We start from the raw sequence: 18,501 nt of genomic DNA on the forward strand, positions 1-18,501 counted from the left end.
GGGGTCAAGCCTTGCGTTGGGCGAAATCGTTCATGAAGGCCACCAGCGCCTGCACGGCCTCCAGCGACACGGCGTTGTAGATCGAGGCGCGCATGCCGCCAACCGACTTGTGGCCCTTCAGCGAGGCCAGGCCGGCCGCTTTCGACTCGGCCAGGAAGGCAGCATCGAGTTCGGGATTGGCGAGCACGAAAGGCACATTCATGCGCGAACGACAGTCAGGATCGACCGGATTGCGGTAGAAGCCGCCCGACTGATCGATGGCGTCGTACAAAATGCGTGCTTTTTCGGCGTTGACCGCATCGATGCCGGCCAGACCGCCCTGCTTCTTCAGCCACTGGAAAACCAGGCCGGCGATGTAGATGCCGTAGGTCGGCGGCGTGTTCAGCATCGAGCCGTTCTCGGCCATCACCGCGTAATCCATCACGGTCGGAATGGTCAGCGGCGCCATGCCGAGCAGGTCTTCACGGATGATGACCAGAGTCAGGCCGGACGGCCCGATGTTCTTCTGCGCGCCGGCATAGATCAGGCCGAATTTCTCGACATTGACCGGGCGCGACAGGATGTGCGACGACATGTCGACCACCAGTGGCACACCGGTATCGGCGATGCGCTGCGCAGGAATTTCGACACCATGGATGGTCTCGTTGGTACAGACGTGCAGGTAGGCGGCAAACGGGTCGAGCTTGATTTCCTCAGCCGTCGGCAGACGGGTGAAACCGCTCTCCTCGGTGGTCGCGGCACACCGTACCGTACCGATGCGCTGCGCTTCCTTGTAGGCCTTCTTCGACCACGAACCGGTCACGATGTAGTCGGCCGAACGTCCGGCCAGCAGGTTCATCGGGATCTGCGCGAACTGCTGCGTCGCGCCGCCCTGCAGGAACAGTACCTTGTAGCCGGCAGGAATCCCCATCAACTCGCGCAGATCGGCTTCGGCCTGCTCAAGGATGGACATGAATTCCTTGCCGCGATGGCTCATTTCCATGACGCTGCAACCGGCACCATGCCAGTCGAGCAGCTCTTCCTGCGCCTGCTTGAGAACTTCTTCAGGAAGCGCAGCCGGACCGGCGCTGAAATTCCAGATTCGAGTCATCAGACCTCTCCACCTTCGTTGCTCTCACCTTCGCTTGCTGCCGCTTCATCGCCAGCCGGGGCCGGCGTTTCAGCAGTTGCCTCGGCAGCGACTTCAGCTTCGGCTTCGGCATCAACCTCGGCAACCGATTCGGCAACCTTTTCGAGGCCGGCCAGCTTTTCGCCTTCATCAAGCGAGATCAGCGTCACGCCCTGCGTGGCCCGGCCCATGCCGCGAATTTCCGCGACGCGGGTGCGAATCAGCACGCCGCCGGTGGTGATCAGCATGATTTCATCGTCGTCACCCACCAGCTTGGCACCAACCACGTTGCCGTTGCGCTCGCTGTCGGCAATGGCGCGCACGCCCTGGGTACCGCGGCCGGAATGACGGAAATCGGCCAGAACGGTACGTTTACCGTAGCCATTCTCGGTCGCCACCAGCACCGTCGCCTGATCGCTCTCGGCGACCAGCAGCGAAATGACCGATTGGCCTTCCTGCAGCTTCATGCCGCGCACACCGCGGGCACCGCGACCCATCGGACGAACATCTTCTTCGTCGAACCAGACCGCCTTGCCGGCATCCGACACCAGCACGATGTCGCTCTGGCCGGTGGTCAGTTCAACGCCGACCAGGATGTCACCCTCGTCCAGCGCCACGGCGATGATGCCGGCCTTGCGCGGGTTGGAGAAGTCGGACAGCGGCGTTTTCTTGACCGTACCCATGACGGTCGCCATGAAGATGTACTGGTCGTCGGAGAATTCCTTGACCGGCAACACGGCATTGATGCGTTCGCCTTCTTCGAGCGGGAAGAGATTGACGATCGGCTTGCCGCGACTGGTCCGGCTGCCCTGCGGCGCTTCGTAGACCTTGAGCCAGTAGCAGCGGCCACGATTCGAGAAGCACAGGATGTAATCGTGCGTATTGGCGACAAACAGGTGATCGACGAAATCCTCGTCCTTGATCGCAGCCGCCTGCTTGCCGCGTCCGCCGCGCTTCTGGGCGCGGTAATCGGCAAGCGGCTGAGCCTTGATGTAACCACCGTGCGACAGGGTAACCACCATGTCCATCGGCGTGATGAAGTCTTCGATACCGAGTTCCTGCGTATGCAGCACGATTTCGGAGCGACGCTCGTCGCCGAACTGCTCGCGGATCGCGGTCAGTTCGGTAACGATGATTTCGGTGATGCGCTGCGGCTTGGCCAGGATGTCGAGCAGATCGAGGATCTTGGCCATGACGTCCTTGTACTCGCTGACGATCTTGTCCTGCTCGAGACCGGTCAGGCGTTGCAGACGCAGTTCGAGAATGGCCTGGGCCTGGGCATCGGACAGGCGATACCCCTGCGCCGACAGACCAAACTCGGGCGCCAGACCGTCCGGGCGCGAGGCATCCGACGAAGCCCGCACCAGCATTTCCTCAACCACCGGGCTGCGCCACTGGCGCTCCATCAGGCCGCGCTTGGCGTCCGGCGGCGTCGGTGCGGCCTTGATCAGGGCGATGATTTCATCGACGTTGGACAGTGCGACTGCCAGACCTTCGAGGATGTGGCCGCGTTCGCGCGCCTTGCGCAACTCGAACACGGTACGCCGGGTAACCACTTCGCGGCGATGCGACAGGAAGCATTCAAGCAGCTGCTTGAGATTGAGCAGGCGCGGCTGGCCATCGACCAGCGCCACCATGTTCATGCCGAAGGTGTCCTGCAACTGCGTCTGCTTGTACAGATTATTGAGGATGACCTCGCCGACTTCGCCACGCTTCAGTTCGATGACGACGCGCATGCCGGACTTGTCCGACTCGTCGCGAATATCCGAGATGCCTTCGATCTTCTTTTCGTTGACCAGTTCGGCGATCTTCTCGATCAGCGACTTCTTGTTAACCTGGTAGGGAATTTCATCGACGATCAGCGCCTGCCGACCATTGCCCTTGTCCATGTCTTCGAAGTGGGTGCGGGCACGCATGATGACGCGACCACGACCGGTCTTGTAACCTTCGCGCACACCCATCACGCCGTAGATCAGCGCAGCAGTCGGGAAGTCCGGCGCCGGGATGTGCTCGATCAACTCGTCGATCGAAATCGCCGGGTTCTCGAGCAGCGCGAGGCAACCGGCAATGACTTCATTGAGGTTGTGCGGCGGGATGTTGGTCGCCATACCCACGGCAATCCCGGACGAGCCGTTGATCAGCAGGTTGGGAATACGCGCCGGCATGACCAGCGGCTCGTTTTCCGAACCGTCGTAGTTCGGCCCGAAATCGACCGTTTCCTTGTCGAGGTCTTCCAGCAACTGATGCCCGATCTTGGCCATGCGCACTTCGGTGTAACGCATTGCCGCCGCGCTGTCACCGTCGACCGAACCGAAGTTGCCCTGACCATCGACCAGCATGTAACGCAGCGAAAAATCCTGCGCCATGCGAACAATGGTTTCATAGACTGCAGAGTCGCCGTGCGGGTGGTACTTACCGATCACGTCGCCGACGATACGTGCCGACTTCTTGTAGGCCTTGTTCCAGTCGTTGTTCAGCTCGTGCATCGCGAACAGCACGCGCCGATGCACCGGTTTCAGGCCATCGCGCGCATCTGGCAGCGCCCGGCCGACGATCACGCTCATCGCGTAATCGAGATAGGAACGCCGCATCTCGTCTTCGAGGCTGATCGGCAGAGTTTCTTTGGCGAATTGGTCCATGTCTCACAATCGCACCGCTTGCGCGATGCCTTATTGGTTGAATTGAGCGTAATTTGCTATTTTACCACGCCCCAACCAATGAGCAGACGCCGTTTTCCATGACAACAACACCTGAATCCATCGACCTCCTGATCGAATCCCGCTGGGTCGCAGCGGTCGACCCCGATGTTGTGCTCAAAAACCATGCCGTCGCCGTGCATAACGGCCGCATCCTGGCCGTGCTACCCAGCGGAGAAGCTCGCCTGCGCTATCGGGCCGAACAACGCGTCCAGCTCGATGACCACATCCTGATTCCCGGCCTGATCAACCTGCACACCCACGCCGCAATGTCGCTGATGCGCGGCATCGCCGACGACCTGCCGCTGCTGGACTGGCTGCAAAAGCACATCTGGCCGACCGAAGCCGCCCACATGTCGCCGCAGTTCGTGCTCGATGGCACGCGCCTCGCCTGCGCAGAAATGCTCAAGGGCGGCATCACCTGCTTCAACGACATGTACTTCTTCCCGGATGCCGCCGCCACTGCCGCTGCCGAATTCGGCATGCGCGCCGCGCTTGGCATCACGGCACTCGAATTCCCGACCCCTTACGCCAGCGATGCCGACGATTACATCAACAAGGGACTGGCAGTCCGCGAAAAATGGCTGGACAACCCGCTGATCAGCTTCTGCCTGGCGCCACATGCGCCGTACACGGTGTCAGACGCGACCTTCGAACGCATCCTGACGCTCTCGGCGCAAATGAACCTGCCCATCCACTGCCATATTCACGAAACCCACCATGAAATCGAGGAAAGCCAACAGCAATACCAACAAGGCCCACTCGCCCGCCTGCACAAACTTGGCCTGCTCGGCCCGGGCTTCATTGGCGTACACGCCGTGCACCTCACGGAAGACGAACTGCAACTGCTCGCCAAGACCGGTTGCAGCATCGCGCACTGCCCGACTTCCAACCTGAAACTGGCGAGCGGCATTGCCCCTGTGGCAAGAATGAGACAACTGGACATCAATATCGGACTCGGCACGGACGGTGCGGCGAGCAACAACCGCCTCGACCTGTTCGGTGAAATGCGTCTGGCCGCCCTGCTCGCCAAGGGCAGCACCGGTGACGCCAGCGCCCTGCCCGCCCATGCCGCGCTGCGCATGGCCACCCTGAACGGCGCCATCGCGCTGGGTCTCGGCCATGAAATCGGCTCCATCACCCCTGGCAAGGCCGCCGATCTTTGCGCAGTCAGCCTTGGCACCCTGGAAACCCAACCCTGTTTCGACCCGGTGTCACATCTCGTACATGTTGCAGGACGAGAATGCGTCACGCATGTCTGGGTGGCCGGAAAGTGTTGCGTAGAGCACAAAACTTTACTCTCCAACGGCCAAAATGACTTGGAATCAGCGATTGCCCTATGGCAAAATAGGTTGGAAGTCCGCTAGGCGTCCTGTTTTCAGGTCAATTCGCGGGTCAAAGAGATTTTCAAATTTTCTTCAACGAGGGAAAACAATGATCAAGAACATCGCCAAGAAATCACTGGTTGTCGCACTGCTGGCCGGTATCGGCTTCTCCGCTGTTGCCCAGGAACGCGTTTACGCCATCGACCAACGCGACACCGTCGTCAAGAGCGGTTTCGGCCTGTGCTGGCGTGATGGCTACTGGACCCCGGCTGCTGCCGCCAAGGACAAGGCCGGTTGCGAATGCGACAAGGACCTGCTGCCGGCTGAAGCCTGTGCCGCCCCGGCCGCCAAGACCGCCGCTGCAGCTCCGGCCGTTGCCGGTGTGAAGCCGTCCGGCGAAAAGATCACCGTCGCTGCCGACGCCCTGTTCGACTTCAACAAGGCTGTCCTGCGCCCTGAAGGCAAGGCCAAGCTCGACGACGTCGTTGCCAAGTCCAAGGCCATCAAGCTCGAAGTGATCCTGGCCGTTGGCCACACCGACCGTATCGGTGGTGACGCCTACAACCAGAAGCTGTCGGAAAAGCGCGCTGCTGCCGTCAAGGAATACCTGGTTGCCAAGGGTATCGAAGCCAACCGTGTTTACACCGAAGGCAAGGGCGAAAAGCAACCGGTCACCGGCGACAAGTGCAAGGGCAATGCCAAGACCAAGGCCCTGATCGACTGCCTGCAGCCGGATCGTCGCGTTGACATCGAAGTCATCGGCACCAAGTAATCTGCCGACGCTTCAACAAAAGCCCCGCAGTGCGGGGCTTTTTCTTTTCAACCCCTTTTTTGTGACTCCCATGCTCAACGCCGATCCTGCCGAACTGGACAAATTTGGTGAACTCGCCCACCGCTGGTGGGACCCGAACAGCGAATTCAAGCCGCTGCACGAGATCAATCCGCTGCGCCTCGACTGGATCGACCAGAACATCGGCCTGGCCGGCAAACGCGTACTCGACGTCGGCTGCGGTGGCGGCCTGCTCTCCGAGGGCATGGCGGCACGAGGCGCCGAAGTCACCGGTATCGACCTCTCGGAAAAGCCGCTCGGCGTGGCCAAGCTGCATCTGCTCGAAACCGGACAGAAAGTCGACTATCGCAAGATCGCGGTCGAACAGCTGGCGGAAGAAATGCCCGGCGCCTTTGATGCGGTGACCTGTCTCGAAATGCTTGAGCACGTACCGAACCCGTCGAGCATCGTCAGTGCCTGCGCCCGCCTGGTCAAACCCGGTGGCCAGGTCTTCTTCTCGACCTTGAACCGCAACCCGAAGTCCTACCTGTTCGCGGTGATCGGTGCCGAGTACATCCTCAACATGCTGCCCAAGGGTACGCACGATTACGCCAAGTTCATCAAGCCGTCCGAGCTTTCGCGCTGGGCCAAGCTGGCCGGCCTGGAGCCGGAAGAGCTGATCGGCATGAGCTACAACCCGCTGACGCAGCAGTATTCGCTCGGCCGCGACAGCAGCGTCAATTATCTGCTGCGCAGCATCCGGAATGTTTGAAGCGGTTCTTTTCGACCTCGACGGAACCCTGGCCGACACCGCTCCCGACCTCGGCGGTGCGGCCAATATTTTGCTGCTCCAGGAAGGTCGACCGGAACAGCCGCTCGCAGCCCTGCGCCCGTACACGTCGCAAGGGGTACGCGGCATGCTGCGCGCCGGGTTCGGCATCGAAAACACGCACCCGGATTACGAACGCCTGGCCGCTGCCTTTCTCGAAATCTACGCCGCCCGCCTGTGCGATGAAAGCCAGCTGTTTGCCGGCATTCCCGAACTCCTCGACCGGATTGAAAATCTCAAGCTCGGCTGGGGCATCGTCACCAACAAGCGCATGCGCTTCACCGATCCGCTGGTCGAATTGCTGCAGCTTTCACCGCGCACGCGCTGCGTGGTCAGCGGCGATACGACAGCCGCAGCCAAGCCCTCGCCACTGCCCATCCTGCATGCCTGCGCCCTGCTCGGCTGCGCTCCGGAGAAAGCCATCTACGTCGGCGACGACCAGCGCGACATCATCGCCGGCCGCGCCGCCGGTTGCTTCACCGTCGCAGCCGCCTACGGCTACCTCGGCAACGGCGAAGCGCCGGATGCCTGGGGGGCCGACCTGGTCATCGAACAACCGGAACAACTGGCGACCTACCTCAGTCAGCGCGTTCAGCCGAAATAAGCAGATTGCGCGGCGTCAAGCGCTGGTCGCAAAAGCTTTGCAGGTTCACTGCATAGCCCTGCTGCTCGAGATAGACCGCGAGGTCGAGCACCAGCCAGATTTCCAGCGCCCGCCGGAAAGCCTGGCGCGGCAGGGAAAGGCGCATGACCTCACGATGACGCTGCCAGCCGGCAAGCTCCCATTGCGCACAATCCGCATCAACCGGCACCGCCAGCCCCTCACGCACTGCCATCTGCTGCAGAAATCCGGAAAAATCACCGGCAAACCAGGCCGATGGCACCGGCTTGAAATTCTGGTACGCCGCTGCCGACAAGGCATGACGATAGGCATCGAAGCCCAGCTTCCAGGCCATCTCCCGATCGCGACGCCGGGCCAGGCGGGGCGAAGCGGTCACGGTTTCGGTCACGGCCAGACGCACATCGTCGCGCGTCAGCGCCAGGCCGGAACCACTCGACAAGGGCTGATAGAAGTCCCCCACCCCGCGGTGATAGCAGCACGGCGCCACATCGAAACGGCGAACCCCCTGCACCACGCCACGTTGCAGCAAACGCCGGTGCAAGTCGCCGCAGGCATGCAGGGCCACCGCATGCTGCCCCGGTTGCGGCCACGCGGTGGTGGCCAGCGCATCGGCCACGACGAAATGCTGCCCCGCTGCCTGGCGTGAGGCCAGTCGCTCACCAGCGGCACAGAGTACGGCATCGATTTCCAGCGTATGCACGGTCTGCCCCCATTGTCCGGCAAGCAGGCGCCCAAGATGTCCCTTGCCGCCGCACCAGTCGACAACCGGCTGTCCACAGCATCGGGCAGAAGCCGCGAAAGCCTCGATCTGCGCCCGTTTGCGCCCGGGAATCTCCCAGGCCCAACGCTCGCCTGCGGCCGAGACCGGCGCTGCCGGGGCCTGCGCCAGGCGAATCAGGGAACGCAATTCGCCAAGCTCGGGCAGGTATGGCGTCAGCCAGGCCAGCGCAGCGTCGTTGTCGGCACTCAGGGCTTCCAGCCCGGACTGATCGAGTGCCAGCAAATCAGCAGTCAGGGCCGGATAGGCATGACACCAGTCCGGCCGCAACTCGCGAAAGGGTTGCGGATGCCAGCAATCGCGATAGTGCCGCAGGAGACCTTCGAGCTGCCGCTGCTGCTCGCCCGGGCTCACGTCAGACCTGCCCGCCGCTCACGCCGGCGATAAGCAAGCAGGGCGGGCAGCAAGGCAGAAAGAAGCAGCACCAGGCCAACGACGAAGGGCCAGACCACCGGCGCATTCCAGGCTTGCCGCGCCGCCATGCGGTCGACCGCATCAATTCGCTGATATTTGAGGATATTGTTGCCGACCTCGCTTGGCTTGCGATTCTTCAGCCAGCGGTGGGTCAGCGTGTAGCTCTTCGGATGCAGCCCGAAGACCCAGGGTGCATCGTGCTGCAGGATGTGGTTCATCTGGCGAACGATAGCCAGCCGCTCCGGCGTGTTGTCCATGTTTTTCATGCGCAGGAAGAGGCGGTCAAACTCGGGATTGGCATAGTTCGAGGCATTCTCGCCGCCGTGCGCCACCTTGCCCTCGTTGCCATCGAGCAGAAAGAAGAAATTTTCGGGATCGGGGTAATCGGCATTCCAGCCCAGGGAATAGAGCTGGACATTGCCCTTGCGCAACTTGTCCTGGAAACGGTTGTAATCGGTGCCCCGGACCACAAGCTGGATGTCGATGCCAGCCAATTGCCGGGTCAGCCAGTCAAGGTAAGACTTGTCGCCACCACTGCCGCCCGTGCTGTCGAGATAGACGACCAGCGGCTCGCCCGTGCGGGCGTCGCGGCCATTCGGATAGCCGGCCTCGGCAAGCAGCTTCTTTGCCGCTTCGAGCGCCTTGCGTTTCGGCTTGCCATCGATCCAGTCGTACACGACCCGATTGATCCCCGCCTCGCCGTTTTCGTAGCCAAAGATGCCGGGCGGCAGCGCACCTTGCGCAGCGATACCGCGGCCATTGGCAAATATTGAGATGTACTCTTCTTGATCGATGGCGATTGAAATTGCCTGCCGAATCCGGGTCGACCGCTCGGACAAACCACCCACCACCGGATCGAGCATGTTGAAGCCCATGTAGAAAATTGACGCCTTGACCGTCGTCAGCAGACGGATGCCGCGCGCCTGCATCTCGTCGCTGAGTGCCACATCGCCGCCGACATTGACGCGCACCGCCTGGTCGAAGCTGTCGGAGGAAATGCCCGAGGCGTCGTAGTAGCCCTGCAGGAACTTGTTCCAGTAGGGAATTGCCTCCTTCTCGCGGGTGAACACCGCCTGCTCGATAAAGGGCAGCGCCTTGCCACAATCCGCGAGCAGGCCGGCGGCGCGGTCAGCAGCCTCACCGTCGCAGGGATAATGCTGGGCGTGGAAATTCGGATTGCGGCTGAGCACCATGCGCCGGTTCGGATCGTTCTCGCTCAACATGTACGGGCCGCTGCCGACCGGCCACCAGTCGAGCGTCAGGTTCTTTTCGGCCATGCCGGGCTGGGCGTAGAAACGCTCGGCTTCGCGCGGCACCGGCGCGAAGAAGGGCATCGCCAGCCAGTACAGGAATTGCGGATACTTGCCCTTGATACGGATGCGCCAGGTGCGCTGATCGACCTTCTCGACGCCGCTCAGCGGATATTGGTCAAGATCCAGCCACTCGCCGGCCGGCGCCTTTTTCGCGGCCTGTGCCAGGCTGGCGCCGAGTTCTTTCAGGCCAACGATCTTGTCGGCCATCATGCCGAAAATCGGCGAATGCAGACGCGGATGGGCGAGACGCTTGATCTGGTAGATGTAGTCGTCAGCCGTCACTTCGCGACTGGCCGTTTGCGCAAAATCGGCCAGCGTCTGACGCCCCTCGGCGGCATTTTTGCCCAAATACAACGGTCGACCGTCTGGCGTCTGCACAAATGCCGGATGCGGCTGGAAGCGCACGCCAGCCTGCAACTTCAGTTCATAGACGCTTTCGGCAATGCGCTCGGCCGGCGCATCGGCGGCCAGCTCACGCCCCGCCGCATCGAAATAACGCGGCACGGGAACCTGTTCGACAGTCGCCGGCTCGAGCACGTACGGGCGCTTCAGGTAGTGATACTGCAACGGCGGCTCGTAGATCTGGCCGGTGAAAACCAGCTCATCCTCGCTGTAGGACTGGGCCGGGTCGAGATGCTTGGGCCGCTCGGTAAACGCCGTGTACAGGATGTTTTTGCCCGCATCGGCCGCCGGATAGGGATCATTCCAGGACTGGCCACAAGCCGACAGGCAAGCAAGGAGAACGAGACTGGCGCAAATTTTTCGCATGGGCAGGAGTTTAGCAAATGACCGGTTGACCGTTCTGCCGGGATTTGCCGACAATGAGGCCAATCCGACGACAAAAGGCAGGCACATGCTCGATACCAAAATCCCCGACTTCTCACTGCCCGCCACCAGCGGCCAGACCTTCACGCTGTCGGCCCAGGCCGGCAAGATCGTGGTGATCTACTTCTACCCCAAGGACAGCACGCCGGGCTGCACCACCGAAGGCCAGAACTTCCGCGACCTGTACGCCGAGTTCTCGGCGGTCGACGCCGTCATTCTCGGCATTTCCCGCGACAGCCTGAAATCGCACGAAAACTTCAAGGCCAAGCAATCCTTCCCCTTCGAACTCGGCTCGGATGCCGATGAAACGGTATGTAACCTGTTCGGCGTCATCAAGCAGAAGATGATGTACGGCAAACAGTGCCGCGGCATCGAACGCAGCACTTTCGTCATCGACCGCAACGGCGTTTTGCGCCGCGAATGGCGCGGCCTCAAGGTCGCCGGCCATGTTCAGGAAGTACTGGATTTCGTCAAAACCCTTTAAACCTCCCAACCCCAACCAAAGGCCCATTTCATGCCGCGCAAACCCGCAGCCGTCAAGAAGCCCGCCGTTACCAAACTTTTCGTCCTCGACACCAACGTGCTGATGCACGACCCAAGCAGTCTTTTCCGCTTCGAGGAACATGATGTCTTCCTGCCCATCATGACGCTGGAGGAACTCGACAACAACAAGAAGGGCATGTCGGAAATTGCCCGCAACGCCCGCCAGACCTCGCGCATGCTCGACGAGTTGCTGGCCGCCGGCGATGACATCGATGAAGGCATCGATCTCTACCCGCCGTCGAACAAGCTCGCCAGCGGCCGCCTCTTCCTGCAGACCGAGGCGATCAGCAGCGAACTGCCGCAAGGCCTGCCGACCTCCAAGGTCGACAACCAGATTCTCTCGGTGGTCATCCACCTGCAGAAGAAATTCCCCAAGCGGCCGGTCATCCTGGTGTCGAAAGACATCAACATGCGCATCAAGTCGCGGGCACTGAACCTGCTCGCCGAAGACTATTTCAACGACAAGGTGCTGGAAGACACCGACATCCTGTACACCGGCACCCGCGCCCTGCCCGAGAACTTCTGGGACAAGCACGGCAAGGGCATGGAATCGTGGAAGAAGGAAGCCAAGACCTACTACAAGGTGAATGGCCCGCTCTGTCCGCAAATGCTGGTCAACGAGTTCGTCTGGCTGGAAAAGGACGGCTTCTCGGCCATCGTCAAGGAAACCGCCGGCAAGAGCGCAGTGCTGGAAACCCTGGTCGATTACACGCATCCGAAGAATGCCGTGTGGGGCATCACGGCGCGCAATCGCGAACAGAATTTTGCGATGAACCTGCTGATGAACCCGGATATCGACTTCGTCACCCTGCTCGGCCAGGCCGGCACCGGCAAGACCCTGCTGACGCTGGCCGCCGGTCTGACCCAGGTCCTCGAAAGCAAGCAGTTTGCCGAAATCATCATGACCCGCGCCACCGTGCCGGTCGGCGAGGATATCGGCTTCCTGCCCGGCACCGAAGAAGAAAAGATGGCACCGTGGATGGGCGCACTCGAAGACAATCTCGACGTCCTTACCCATACCGACGAAGCGAGCAGCGGCGCCTACGGCGGCGACTGGGGCAAGGCGGCGACCAACGACATCATCCGCTCGCGGATCAAGGTCAAGTCGATGAACTTCATGCGCGGCCGTACCTTCCTCAAGAAGTACCTGATCATCGACGAGGCGCAGAACCTGACGCCGAAGCAGATGAAGACGCTGGTCACGCGCGCCGGCCCGGGCACCAAGGTGGTCTGTCTCGGCAACATCGCGCAGATCGACACGCCCTACCTGACCGAAGGCAGTTCCGGCCTGACTTACGTCGTCGACCGCTTCAAGGGCTGGCCGCATTCCGGTCACATCACGTTACAACGTGGCGAGCGTTCCCGCTTGGCTGACCACGCGGCTGAAGTGCTATAATCGACCGCAATCAAGCAAAGGGGCCGTGTCAGTGACACGGCCCTTTCGTTTCAGCCACGGGCTGTCTCTGCCGGAGGAATTTTTTGAAACGCCGCACTTTTCTCGCATCAGCCGCCGCCCTTTCAGCCATCATTTCCGATGCCTGGGCTGCCAAGAAATCAAGCCCGGCCAAGGCGTCGACCGCCAAGCCCGGAACCGCGAAAGCCAAATCCGGACGCAGCGCCAAGCCCAGCCGCAAACCGTCGAGCCGCTCATCCCAGCGCTACGCGCCGATTTCGGCGCCGGTTGCGCACACGGCCGACGACCCGGTCATAGAGAGCCCGCCGCCCGGCACGACAGCCAGCCGACTGCCCCCGGTCAAAGCGGCCGAACCACCCAGCGAATGGCGCACCTACGAGATCACGACCACGGTCAACCTGAAAAGCGCAGGCACCAGCAAGCTGTGGCTGCCCCTGCCACTCAACCAGGACACCCTGTTCCAGCGCACGCTGGGCCACTCCTGGGAGGGCAACGAGAACAACGCCGGCATGCGCCGCCTGCCCGATGGCGATCTTGAAGTCTTTCATTGCGAATGGCGGGATAGCGGCGAAGGCAAGTTGCAGCTGAAAACCCTGGTCACGACGGCCGACCGCCACTTCGACGTCACCCGGCGCACGGTTGCGCCGGAGCGCGAGGACATCCTGCGCCGCAACCTGCAGGCCTCGCGCCTGATTCCCAATGATGGCCTGGCTTACCAGCTTGGCGAGCGCATCCTCGGTCGCATCAAGGATCCGGTCGCCCAGGCCAAGGCCATCTATGACTGGGTCGTGGACAACTCGATTTATGACCCATCCCTGCCCGGCTGCGGCACCGGCGATGTCCGGCAGCAACTGGTACGAGGTCAGTATGGCGGTCGCTCGGCCGACATCAATGGGCTGTTCGTCGGCATTTGCCGCGCCATCGGCATCCCGGCACGCTGCGTCTATGGCTTGCGGGTCGGTCCGTCACGACTGTTCCGCAGCCTCGGATTGACCAGCGACGATGCAACGCGTGGCCAGCATGTCCGTGCCGAATTCTACATTCCGGGTTACGGCTGGATTCCGGTCGACCCCAGCGATGTGCGCCGCGCCATCTCCATGGAAGTCCTTTCGGATCGCGACAGCAAGCTGTCTTCGCTGAAAAAGATCCTGTTCGGCGTCTGGGAAATGAACTGGATCGCCTACAACGTCGGCAGCGATATCACGCTGCCCGGCAAGAATTTCAGCCAGCCCTTCCTGCTGCACCCGCAAATGGAGTCGCGCGAAAGTCTCTACCGCGATCAGGGCACAGCACAAGCGCCATATACCATCAGCGCACGCCGGGTCGAACTCTGAAGCAGGCCGGTTTCGTCAGTTCTGTGAGCTGACGAATATATCCGCAATCGCCTTTATTGGCGGGCGTTCGACGACAGCTTAACGAATTAATACCCCCAGCAATACCCCCTAGAAAGAGGTGCAACCCCTCGTTGGGCTGCTGATCGAAAGTACCCGAAACTGCATTCTCTTACGTGCAAGCACGAGGGGCTTCTGTAAATTCCATCCATTGATGCCGGCGTGCTGCGAGCTGGGCCTACCTTAGGGCGGCCCCCACTACCAGATGGAACGCCGTGGTTTTCTCCGATTCGGCCGGAGGGCTTCATGACTACAGATCGGCTTGGCCCGAGCGCTCTGTCGTCATGACCCAAGGGCCTGACGGAGAAACAAATGAATACCTCTCAATATGCCCGCGAACTGGGCATCCAACCTGAATCACTTCGCAAGTCTGTTGCCAAGAATGGCAGCTATTTCGGCGTCGTTCCGACCAAGGCCTTGAATGGTCGCTTGATCTGGCCACCGGCCGAGCTCGATCGCCTGAAAGGCGGTGTGCGATGATCCGCACCCGCATGCGCGACAAAGAGTTCGCCGACAACCTCCCCCTTCGCCTTCCTCTGAAAATGTACCAGCCGCTGTTGCCCCACCACGACTATGTCGAAGGCCAGTTTGTTACGCGCAACTCCTTCGCAGAAGATGGCGCAACGCGGATTCACCAGAATATGCTTCGCCTGATCGCGATCTGCGATTCGCTCGAACTGACACCGGTCGCCAACGTCGGCGCCCTGCTCGGTGAAGACGCCTCATTCTTCTACAGGCCGCTGGGGTTCAAGACCGACACCGGCGACATTCTGATCCTCGATGTCCCGTGTTACGTGAATGAACTGGCCTGGCACGAAGATCTGACGGAGCGTGACTGGTTGTACTCGGAGATCGACCCAGCTCTTTTCGGGTTGCAGTTCAAGTACGAGGAGCAACATATTCGTATTTCTACGCCGTTTGAATCCGGTCTCGACATCGACGACACTGCAAAAGCTATCGCAAATTCACTTGCGATTTTCAATAACTATTGATATCGTGCATCTGCTGCCCGGTTATTAGCGTAGCTCAGGTGGCAGAACGGCGCCCGAGAGCGCCGTTTTTCATTGGGAGTACGCCTTTTGTCTCTACGTATTGCAGTACTGTTTTCGGAAATATTCAACGCTCGAATCCGGGTGTGGTTCGCTAAGCACGGAAGGGATTTTATCTTCGAACACCTTCTCACCAATTCCCATGCGTTGTCGAAACCCAGTCACACTCACAAATCGACCAAGATTCCGTGAGCAACTAACCTCCATCTCAAAAACCGTTGAGAACGCACCGTACTGATCTGGTGATGCCTGATCAGCAAGCCATGAGAACGAGACTTTGCCGTCAAAAAGTACAATCGAGTTGGCATCATAGTACCCAATGGACTCATTTGACCGGGACAGCTCCCTCCAATCACGCGGAAGTCGATGAACAGCACTTTCTCCGGAAGCATTAGGAAGACGGTCGTACTTATCGAAAGGATTGAAGGGCTTCGCGGTTGTCGTCTCAGAAGCCAAACTACCCTCTGAGGATTTCGCGGGTGCTGACCCGGATTCTGCATCAAGACGATGGTCACCCCTAGATTCGGGCGACCACGAAAGATCCGGGCCAGGCGCACCGGCTCTGGTTTCCATTGCCTCCTGTAGTGCAGAAGCGACGAAGATCACCCCGAAGATCGCAGTCACGACAATCGAGGTTATTCGAAGCCAAGTCACGTCGCCCTTGCGAAAATTCCACACTAGGCAAACACCTACCGGGATCAAACAGACACCCAAGGCGCGCGCCAAACTGAAGACAGAAAATCCGTACTTCTGAGCAATGCCGTAGGCGACTGCCAGATACAGGGCCAGAACAAGCACGTTCGGAATTGACACTACAGATTTCACGCTATCGTTCTGGGCGTCCCCCTCGGAGGTCGAGGCTGCATGCTTTACAGGCGGCGCATCCGTCTCAACTGGTCGCTGCATTTTCTCGACCCGAAGCCGAATGTAGTGAGCCTTAGTTCTGGCTTCGTCACCACTCTCCAGAGCAAAAGCCTTGGTCCACAAGGCCTCATCACGAACATTGGCGGTCAGTTCCTTGGCTACCGCCAGATACAACGAGTCATCTGATGACATGGATTTCCGCCTATTCATTTGTGCTAATTGATTATGCCCCAGTTGCTGTTTTATGAGGCGCCTGATCATCAGACTGAACTGGGTCAGCATCTTCCCGGCCGCCACCACCCTCACGAGGATCCTCGACCGGCGACGGCACAGGCCGTTTCACAAAGCTGATCTGATTGTTTCCTAGCGGATGCGTTGCCGGGATTTCTCCCTTGCCCTCGTAGCCCATGACCCCTTCTCCTCAGACCAGTTGTTCGATCGCGCGCAAGGCATCCTGGGCGCCAGCACGTAACGATATGCCACCTTCTGGCACCCGATCATCGCGCGGATTGATTCGTACCAGCTGGCCACCGGCTTTCTCGCTGTAGTTCCGCACGGTGGCGATGTCCCGCCCGGCGCCAAGCTCGATCACAACAAGGCGCTTCACCGTCTGCCGCCAGACATGCAGCCTGACGCTCTGCTCGTTCGAGCGCGTTCGCACCCAACTCCAGTCTCCGAACATCAGGATGTTGGGCCGAGCAATTCCGCCGCAGTGCGGGCAAATCGGGAACTCGCTGAGCAGCTCGCAGCTTTCCTCGTCGACTACAGGGTGAAAAGCATCCCCCGGCCAGATATCCCCACGGCAGCCGTTCAGGCACTGGAGGTGATGAATCGAACCATGAACCTCTGATATCCGATCAGGATCAAAACCGGCTTTCTGAAACTGGCCATCGACGTTCGACGTAAAGACACAGGCCCCGTGCTCGACCTTTGCCGCCAGCGTTCGAAGAATCTGGAAGCCGTCATGCGGTACCGTTTCGCGGTAGAGATTCAGGCGATGGCCGTAGAACCCCCAGGCCCGATGGGGCGAATTCGTAAAGGCGTTTGGGCAGGCGATGTCCTGGAAGTTAATCCCCGACTCGGCCAGGGCCGGGTAGGCTTTCCAAAAACCTTGATTGCCGCGAAAGTCTGGCAGCCCTGAATCGACTCCCAGGCCGGCGCCTGCAGTGATGAGAAGGCCATCTGCTCGCTCTATTGCTGCGACAGCTCGATCAATTGCGTACATGGTCACGCTCTCCTGTTTAGCTGTTTGCCGAATCGGCTGGCCAGCAAGTTGGTGTAAAGCGCCAAGCTCGTAGGTGAGCCACCCCCAAAAACAAAACCCGTTCAGCATTGATTGCTAGAACGGGCTCCACGCCGCTTTAGCAAGAATTTGTATGGCGCCCTGCAAGCTGAATCAAATCGGCGCGCGGTCATTCTGTTCTCAGGAAATTACGTTGTCAATGCACTCCGGCCCATCGGTCGGTCCGCAACGGCCTGATCATCTCAAGCGTACCAGCGGAGTTTCCCCTTTCGGCGACCAGGTAAGCCAGTCCAACCCGGTGTTAGCGACACTAACAAAAAGTAAGCAATGCTTTCATAACGTATTGTTTATTAACGATATTTAATTAATCGGCCACAAAATTTCCGTGTATGATCCATCCCACGCAACCAACACAGGGAGAACGCCATGGAAGACCGCCTCGAAACCGCAGCAGCAACGCTGGACATCATCGAATCCATGATCACCAGTATCGCCGCCAGTCTGAGCTCAGCCGGTGGCATCCCGGCAGCCACAACAACGTTTAATAGCCTGCTGGGCGTCCGATCCATGGTCAGCCAGGTCAAGACAGAGCTCGGCGTCTAGATCCACCAAGCCCCGCCACAGGCCGCTCTCAGCGGCCTTTTTTGTTACCCACCCTACGGCCTAGCCTCGTCTGTATCCAACTAGGCCGCCATGCCCTTGGGTGATCAGGCAGCGACCAAGTGGTCACCACCAGGCGTAGCATGTAATTTAATTTTCAGCGCCTTGATAACCTTCAGGATCGTCGAAAACTCCGGATTGCCGGCTGGCGACAATGCTTTGTACAGGCCCTCTCGAGTCAGCCCAGTGTCACGGGCAAGCTGGCTCATGCCTTGCGCTCTGGCGATGTCGTTAAGAGCGGCACGCACCACACTTCCATCGCCGTTGTCTTCGTCTAGGCAGGCGTCAAGGTAGAGGGCCATGTCTTCACCACTCAGCAACTGATCAACAGGGTCCCAACGGGTAAATTTCTCTGTCATGGCTTCCACTCCTTGGAAATATCGATGGCACGTTTGATGTCGGCATCCTGAGTATTCTTGTCGCCACCGGCGAGCAAGACCACCAACACCGGACCGTTCTGGACAAAGTAGAGACGATAACCAGGGCCGTAGTCGATCCTCATTTCGCTAACACCTTCGCGAACAGGCTTCACGTCGCCGAAGTTGCCGGTCTCCGTCAAGCGACGAAGCCGGGCGTTGATCCGCATAACCGCGGACCGGTCCTTTAGCTTGCCCAGCCACCGGGCGAAGGTCTCGCTCTGGATGATTTCGATCATAGG

General features: G+C 60.1%; 18 protein-coding genes. 10 read left to right on the forward strand and 8 right to left on the reverse strand.

What is annotated here, in order from left to right; translation table 11 throughout:
- Positions 1-4: 4 nt before the first annotated feature.
- Both serC and gyrA read right to left on the reverse strand, forming a co-directional pair.
- Entirely contained in the window at positions 5-1,090 is a 1,086-nt protein-coding gene (gene serC, locus KI612_RS14205; protein WP_226440722.1) for a 3-phosphoserine/phosphohydroxythreonine transaminase, read from the reverse strand.
- Complete coding sequence (gene gyrA, locus KI612_RS14210) at positions 1,090-3,747, reverse strand: DNA gyrase subunit A (RefSeq protein WP_226440723.1); 2,658 nt, start codon at positions 3,745-3,747, stop codon at positions 1,090-1,092. Before gyrA ends, serC begins: the two co-directional genes overlap by 1 nt.
- 98 nt (positions 3,748-3,845) lie before the next feature.
- Between gyrA and KI612_RS14215 the strand changes: the two genes are divergently transcribed.
- From KI612_RS14215 to KI612_RS14230, 4 genes are all read left to right on the forward strand, one after another.
- Positions 3,846-5,171, forward strand: coding sequence for a TRZ/ATZ family hydrolase (locus KI612_RS14215; protein ID WP_226440724.1), 1,326 nt, complete (start codon positions 3,846-3,848; stop codon positions 5,169-5,171).
- Positions 5,172-5,238: 67 nt separating this feature from the next.
- A complete protein-coding gene (locus tag KI612_RS14220) occupies positions 5,239-5,901 on the forward strand; it encodes an OmpA family protein (protein WP_226440725.1) in 663 nt (220 codons plus the stop codon).
- A 70-nt stretch (positions 5,902-5,971) separates the two neighbouring features.
- A complete protein-coding gene (gene ubiG / locus KI612_RS14225; RefSeq protein WP_226440726.1) occupies positions 5,972-6,670 on the forward strand; it encodes a bifunctional 2-polyprenyl-6-hydroxyphenol methylase/3-demethylubiquinol 3-O-methyltransferase UbiG in 699 nt (232 codons plus the stop codon).
- Positions 6,663-7,331: an HAD family hydrolase gene (locus KI612_RS14230; RefSeq protein WP_226440727.1), complete on the forward strand. Its 669-nt coding sequence runs from the start codon at positions 6,663-6,665 to the stop codon at positions 7,329-7,331. The genes ubiG and KI612_RS14230 overlap by 8 nt, the downstream gene beginning before the upstream one ends.
- Here the strand turns inward: KI612_RS14230 and KI612_RS14235 are convergent.
- Both KI612_RS14235 and KI612_RS14240 read right to left on the reverse strand, forming a co-directional pair.
- Positions 7,306-8,481: a methyltransferase gene (locus KI612_RS14235; protein ID WP_226440728.1), complete on the reverse strand. Its 1,176-nt coding sequence runs from the start codon at positions 8,479-8,481 to the stop codon at positions 7,306-7,308. The two genes, KI612_RS14230 and KI612_RS14235, sit on opposite strands and share 26 nt — an antisense overlap.
- Complete coding sequence (locus KI612_RS14240; protein ID WP_226440729.1) at positions 8,478-10,622, reverse strand: ABC transporter substrate-binding protein; 2,145 nt, start codon at positions 10,620-10,622, stop codon at positions 8,478-8,480. Before KI612_RS14240 ends, KI612_RS14235 begins: the two co-directional genes overlap by 4 nt.
- 85 nt (positions 10,623-10,707) lie before the next feature.
- Between KI612_RS14240 and KI612_RS14245 the strand changes: the two genes are divergently transcribed.
- The 5 genes from KI612_RS14245 (at position 10,708) to KI612_RS14265 (ending at position 15,019) form a co-directional block, all read left to right on the forward strand.
- Entirely contained in the window at positions 10,708-11,163 is a 456-nt protein-coding gene (locus KI612_RS14245) for a peroxiredoxin (protein WP_226440730.1), read from the forward strand.
- Between the two features lie 30 nt (positions 11,164-11,193).
- Positions 11,194-12,618: a PhoH family protein gene (locus tag KI612_RS14250; RefSeq protein WP_226440731.1), complete on the forward strand. Its 1,425-nt coding sequence runs from the start codon at positions 11,194-11,196 to the stop codon at positions 12,616-12,618.
- A gap of 83 nt (positions 12,619-12,701) precedes the next feature.
- Positions 12,702-13,970 (forward strand): transglutaminase-like domain-containing protein, encoded by a 1,269-nt coding sequence (locus tag KI612_RS14255; protein ID WP_226440732.1) that lies wholly within the window; start codon positions 12,702-12,704, stop codon positions 13,968-13,970.
- Between the two features lie 369 nt (positions 13,971-14,339).
- A complete protein-coding gene (locus tag KI612_RS14260; RefSeq protein ID WP_226440733.1) occupies positions 14,340-14,507 on the forward strand; it encodes a DNA-binding protein in 168 nt (55 codons plus the stop codon).
- Positions 14,504-15,019, forward strand: a complete 516-nt coding sequence (locus tag KI612_RS14265) for a hypothetical protein (protein WP_226440734.1) — start codon at positions 14,504-14,506, stop codon at positions 15,017-15,019. The genes KI612_RS14260 and KI612_RS14265 overlap by 4 nt, the downstream gene beginning before the upstream one ends.
- Before the next feature lie 93 nt (positions 15,020-15,112).
- Here the strand turns inward: KI612_RS14265 and KI612_RS14270 are convergent, their stop codons facing one another.
- Complete coding sequence (locus KI612_RS14270; RefSeq protein WP_226440735.1) at positions 15,113-16,222, reverse strand: surface-adhesin E family protein; 1,110 nt, start codon at positions 16,220-16,222, stop codon at positions 15,113-15,115.
- A 139-nt stretch (positions 16,223-16,361) separates the two neighbouring features.
- Positions 16,362-17,165 carry an SIR2 family NAD-dependent protein deacylase gene (locus KI612_RS14275; protein WP_226440736.1) on the reverse strand — a complete coding sequence of 268 codons (804 nt, stop codon included), beginning with the start codon at positions 17,163-17,165 and terminating at the stop codon, positions 16,362-16,364.
- A gap of 444 nt (positions 17,166-17,609) precedes the next feature.
- On the opposite strand from KI612_RS14275, the gene KI612_RS14280 reads away from it, so the two are divergent.
- Positions 17,610-17,786 carry a hypothetical protein gene (locus tag KI612_RS14280; RefSeq protein ID WP_226440737.1) on the forward strand — a complete coding sequence of 59 codons (177 nt, stop codon included), beginning with the start codon at positions 17,610-17,612 and terminating at the stop codon, positions 17,784-17,786.
- Between the two features lie 104 nt (positions 17,787-17,890).
- On the opposite strand, the gene KI612_RS14285 is transcribed toward KI612_RS14280, so the two are convergent.
- Both KI612_RS14285 and KI612_RS14290 read right to left on the reverse strand, forming a co-directional pair.
- Positions 17,891-18,202 carry an addiction module antidote protein gene (locus tag KI612_RS14285; RefSeq protein WP_226440738.1) on the reverse strand — a complete coding sequence of 104 codons (312 nt, stop codon included), beginning with the start codon at positions 18,200-18,202 and terminating at the stop codon, positions 17,891-17,893.
- Positions 18,199-18,498: a type II toxin-antitoxin system RelE/ParE family toxin gene (locus KI612_RS14290; RefSeq protein ID WP_226440739.1), complete on the reverse strand. Its 300-nt coding sequence runs from the start codon at positions 18,496-18,498 to the stop codon at positions 18,199-18,201. The genes KI612_RS14285 and KI612_RS14290 overlap by 4 nt, the downstream gene beginning before the upstream one ends.
- Positions 18,499-18,501: the final 3 nt, after the last annotated feature.

This window comes from Quatrionicoccus australiensis (genome assembly GCF_020510525.1).
In the GTDB taxonomy this organism is placed as follows: Bacteria; Pseudomonadota; Gammaproteobacteria; order Burkholderiales; family Rhodocyclaceae; genus Azonexus; species Azonexus australiensis_B.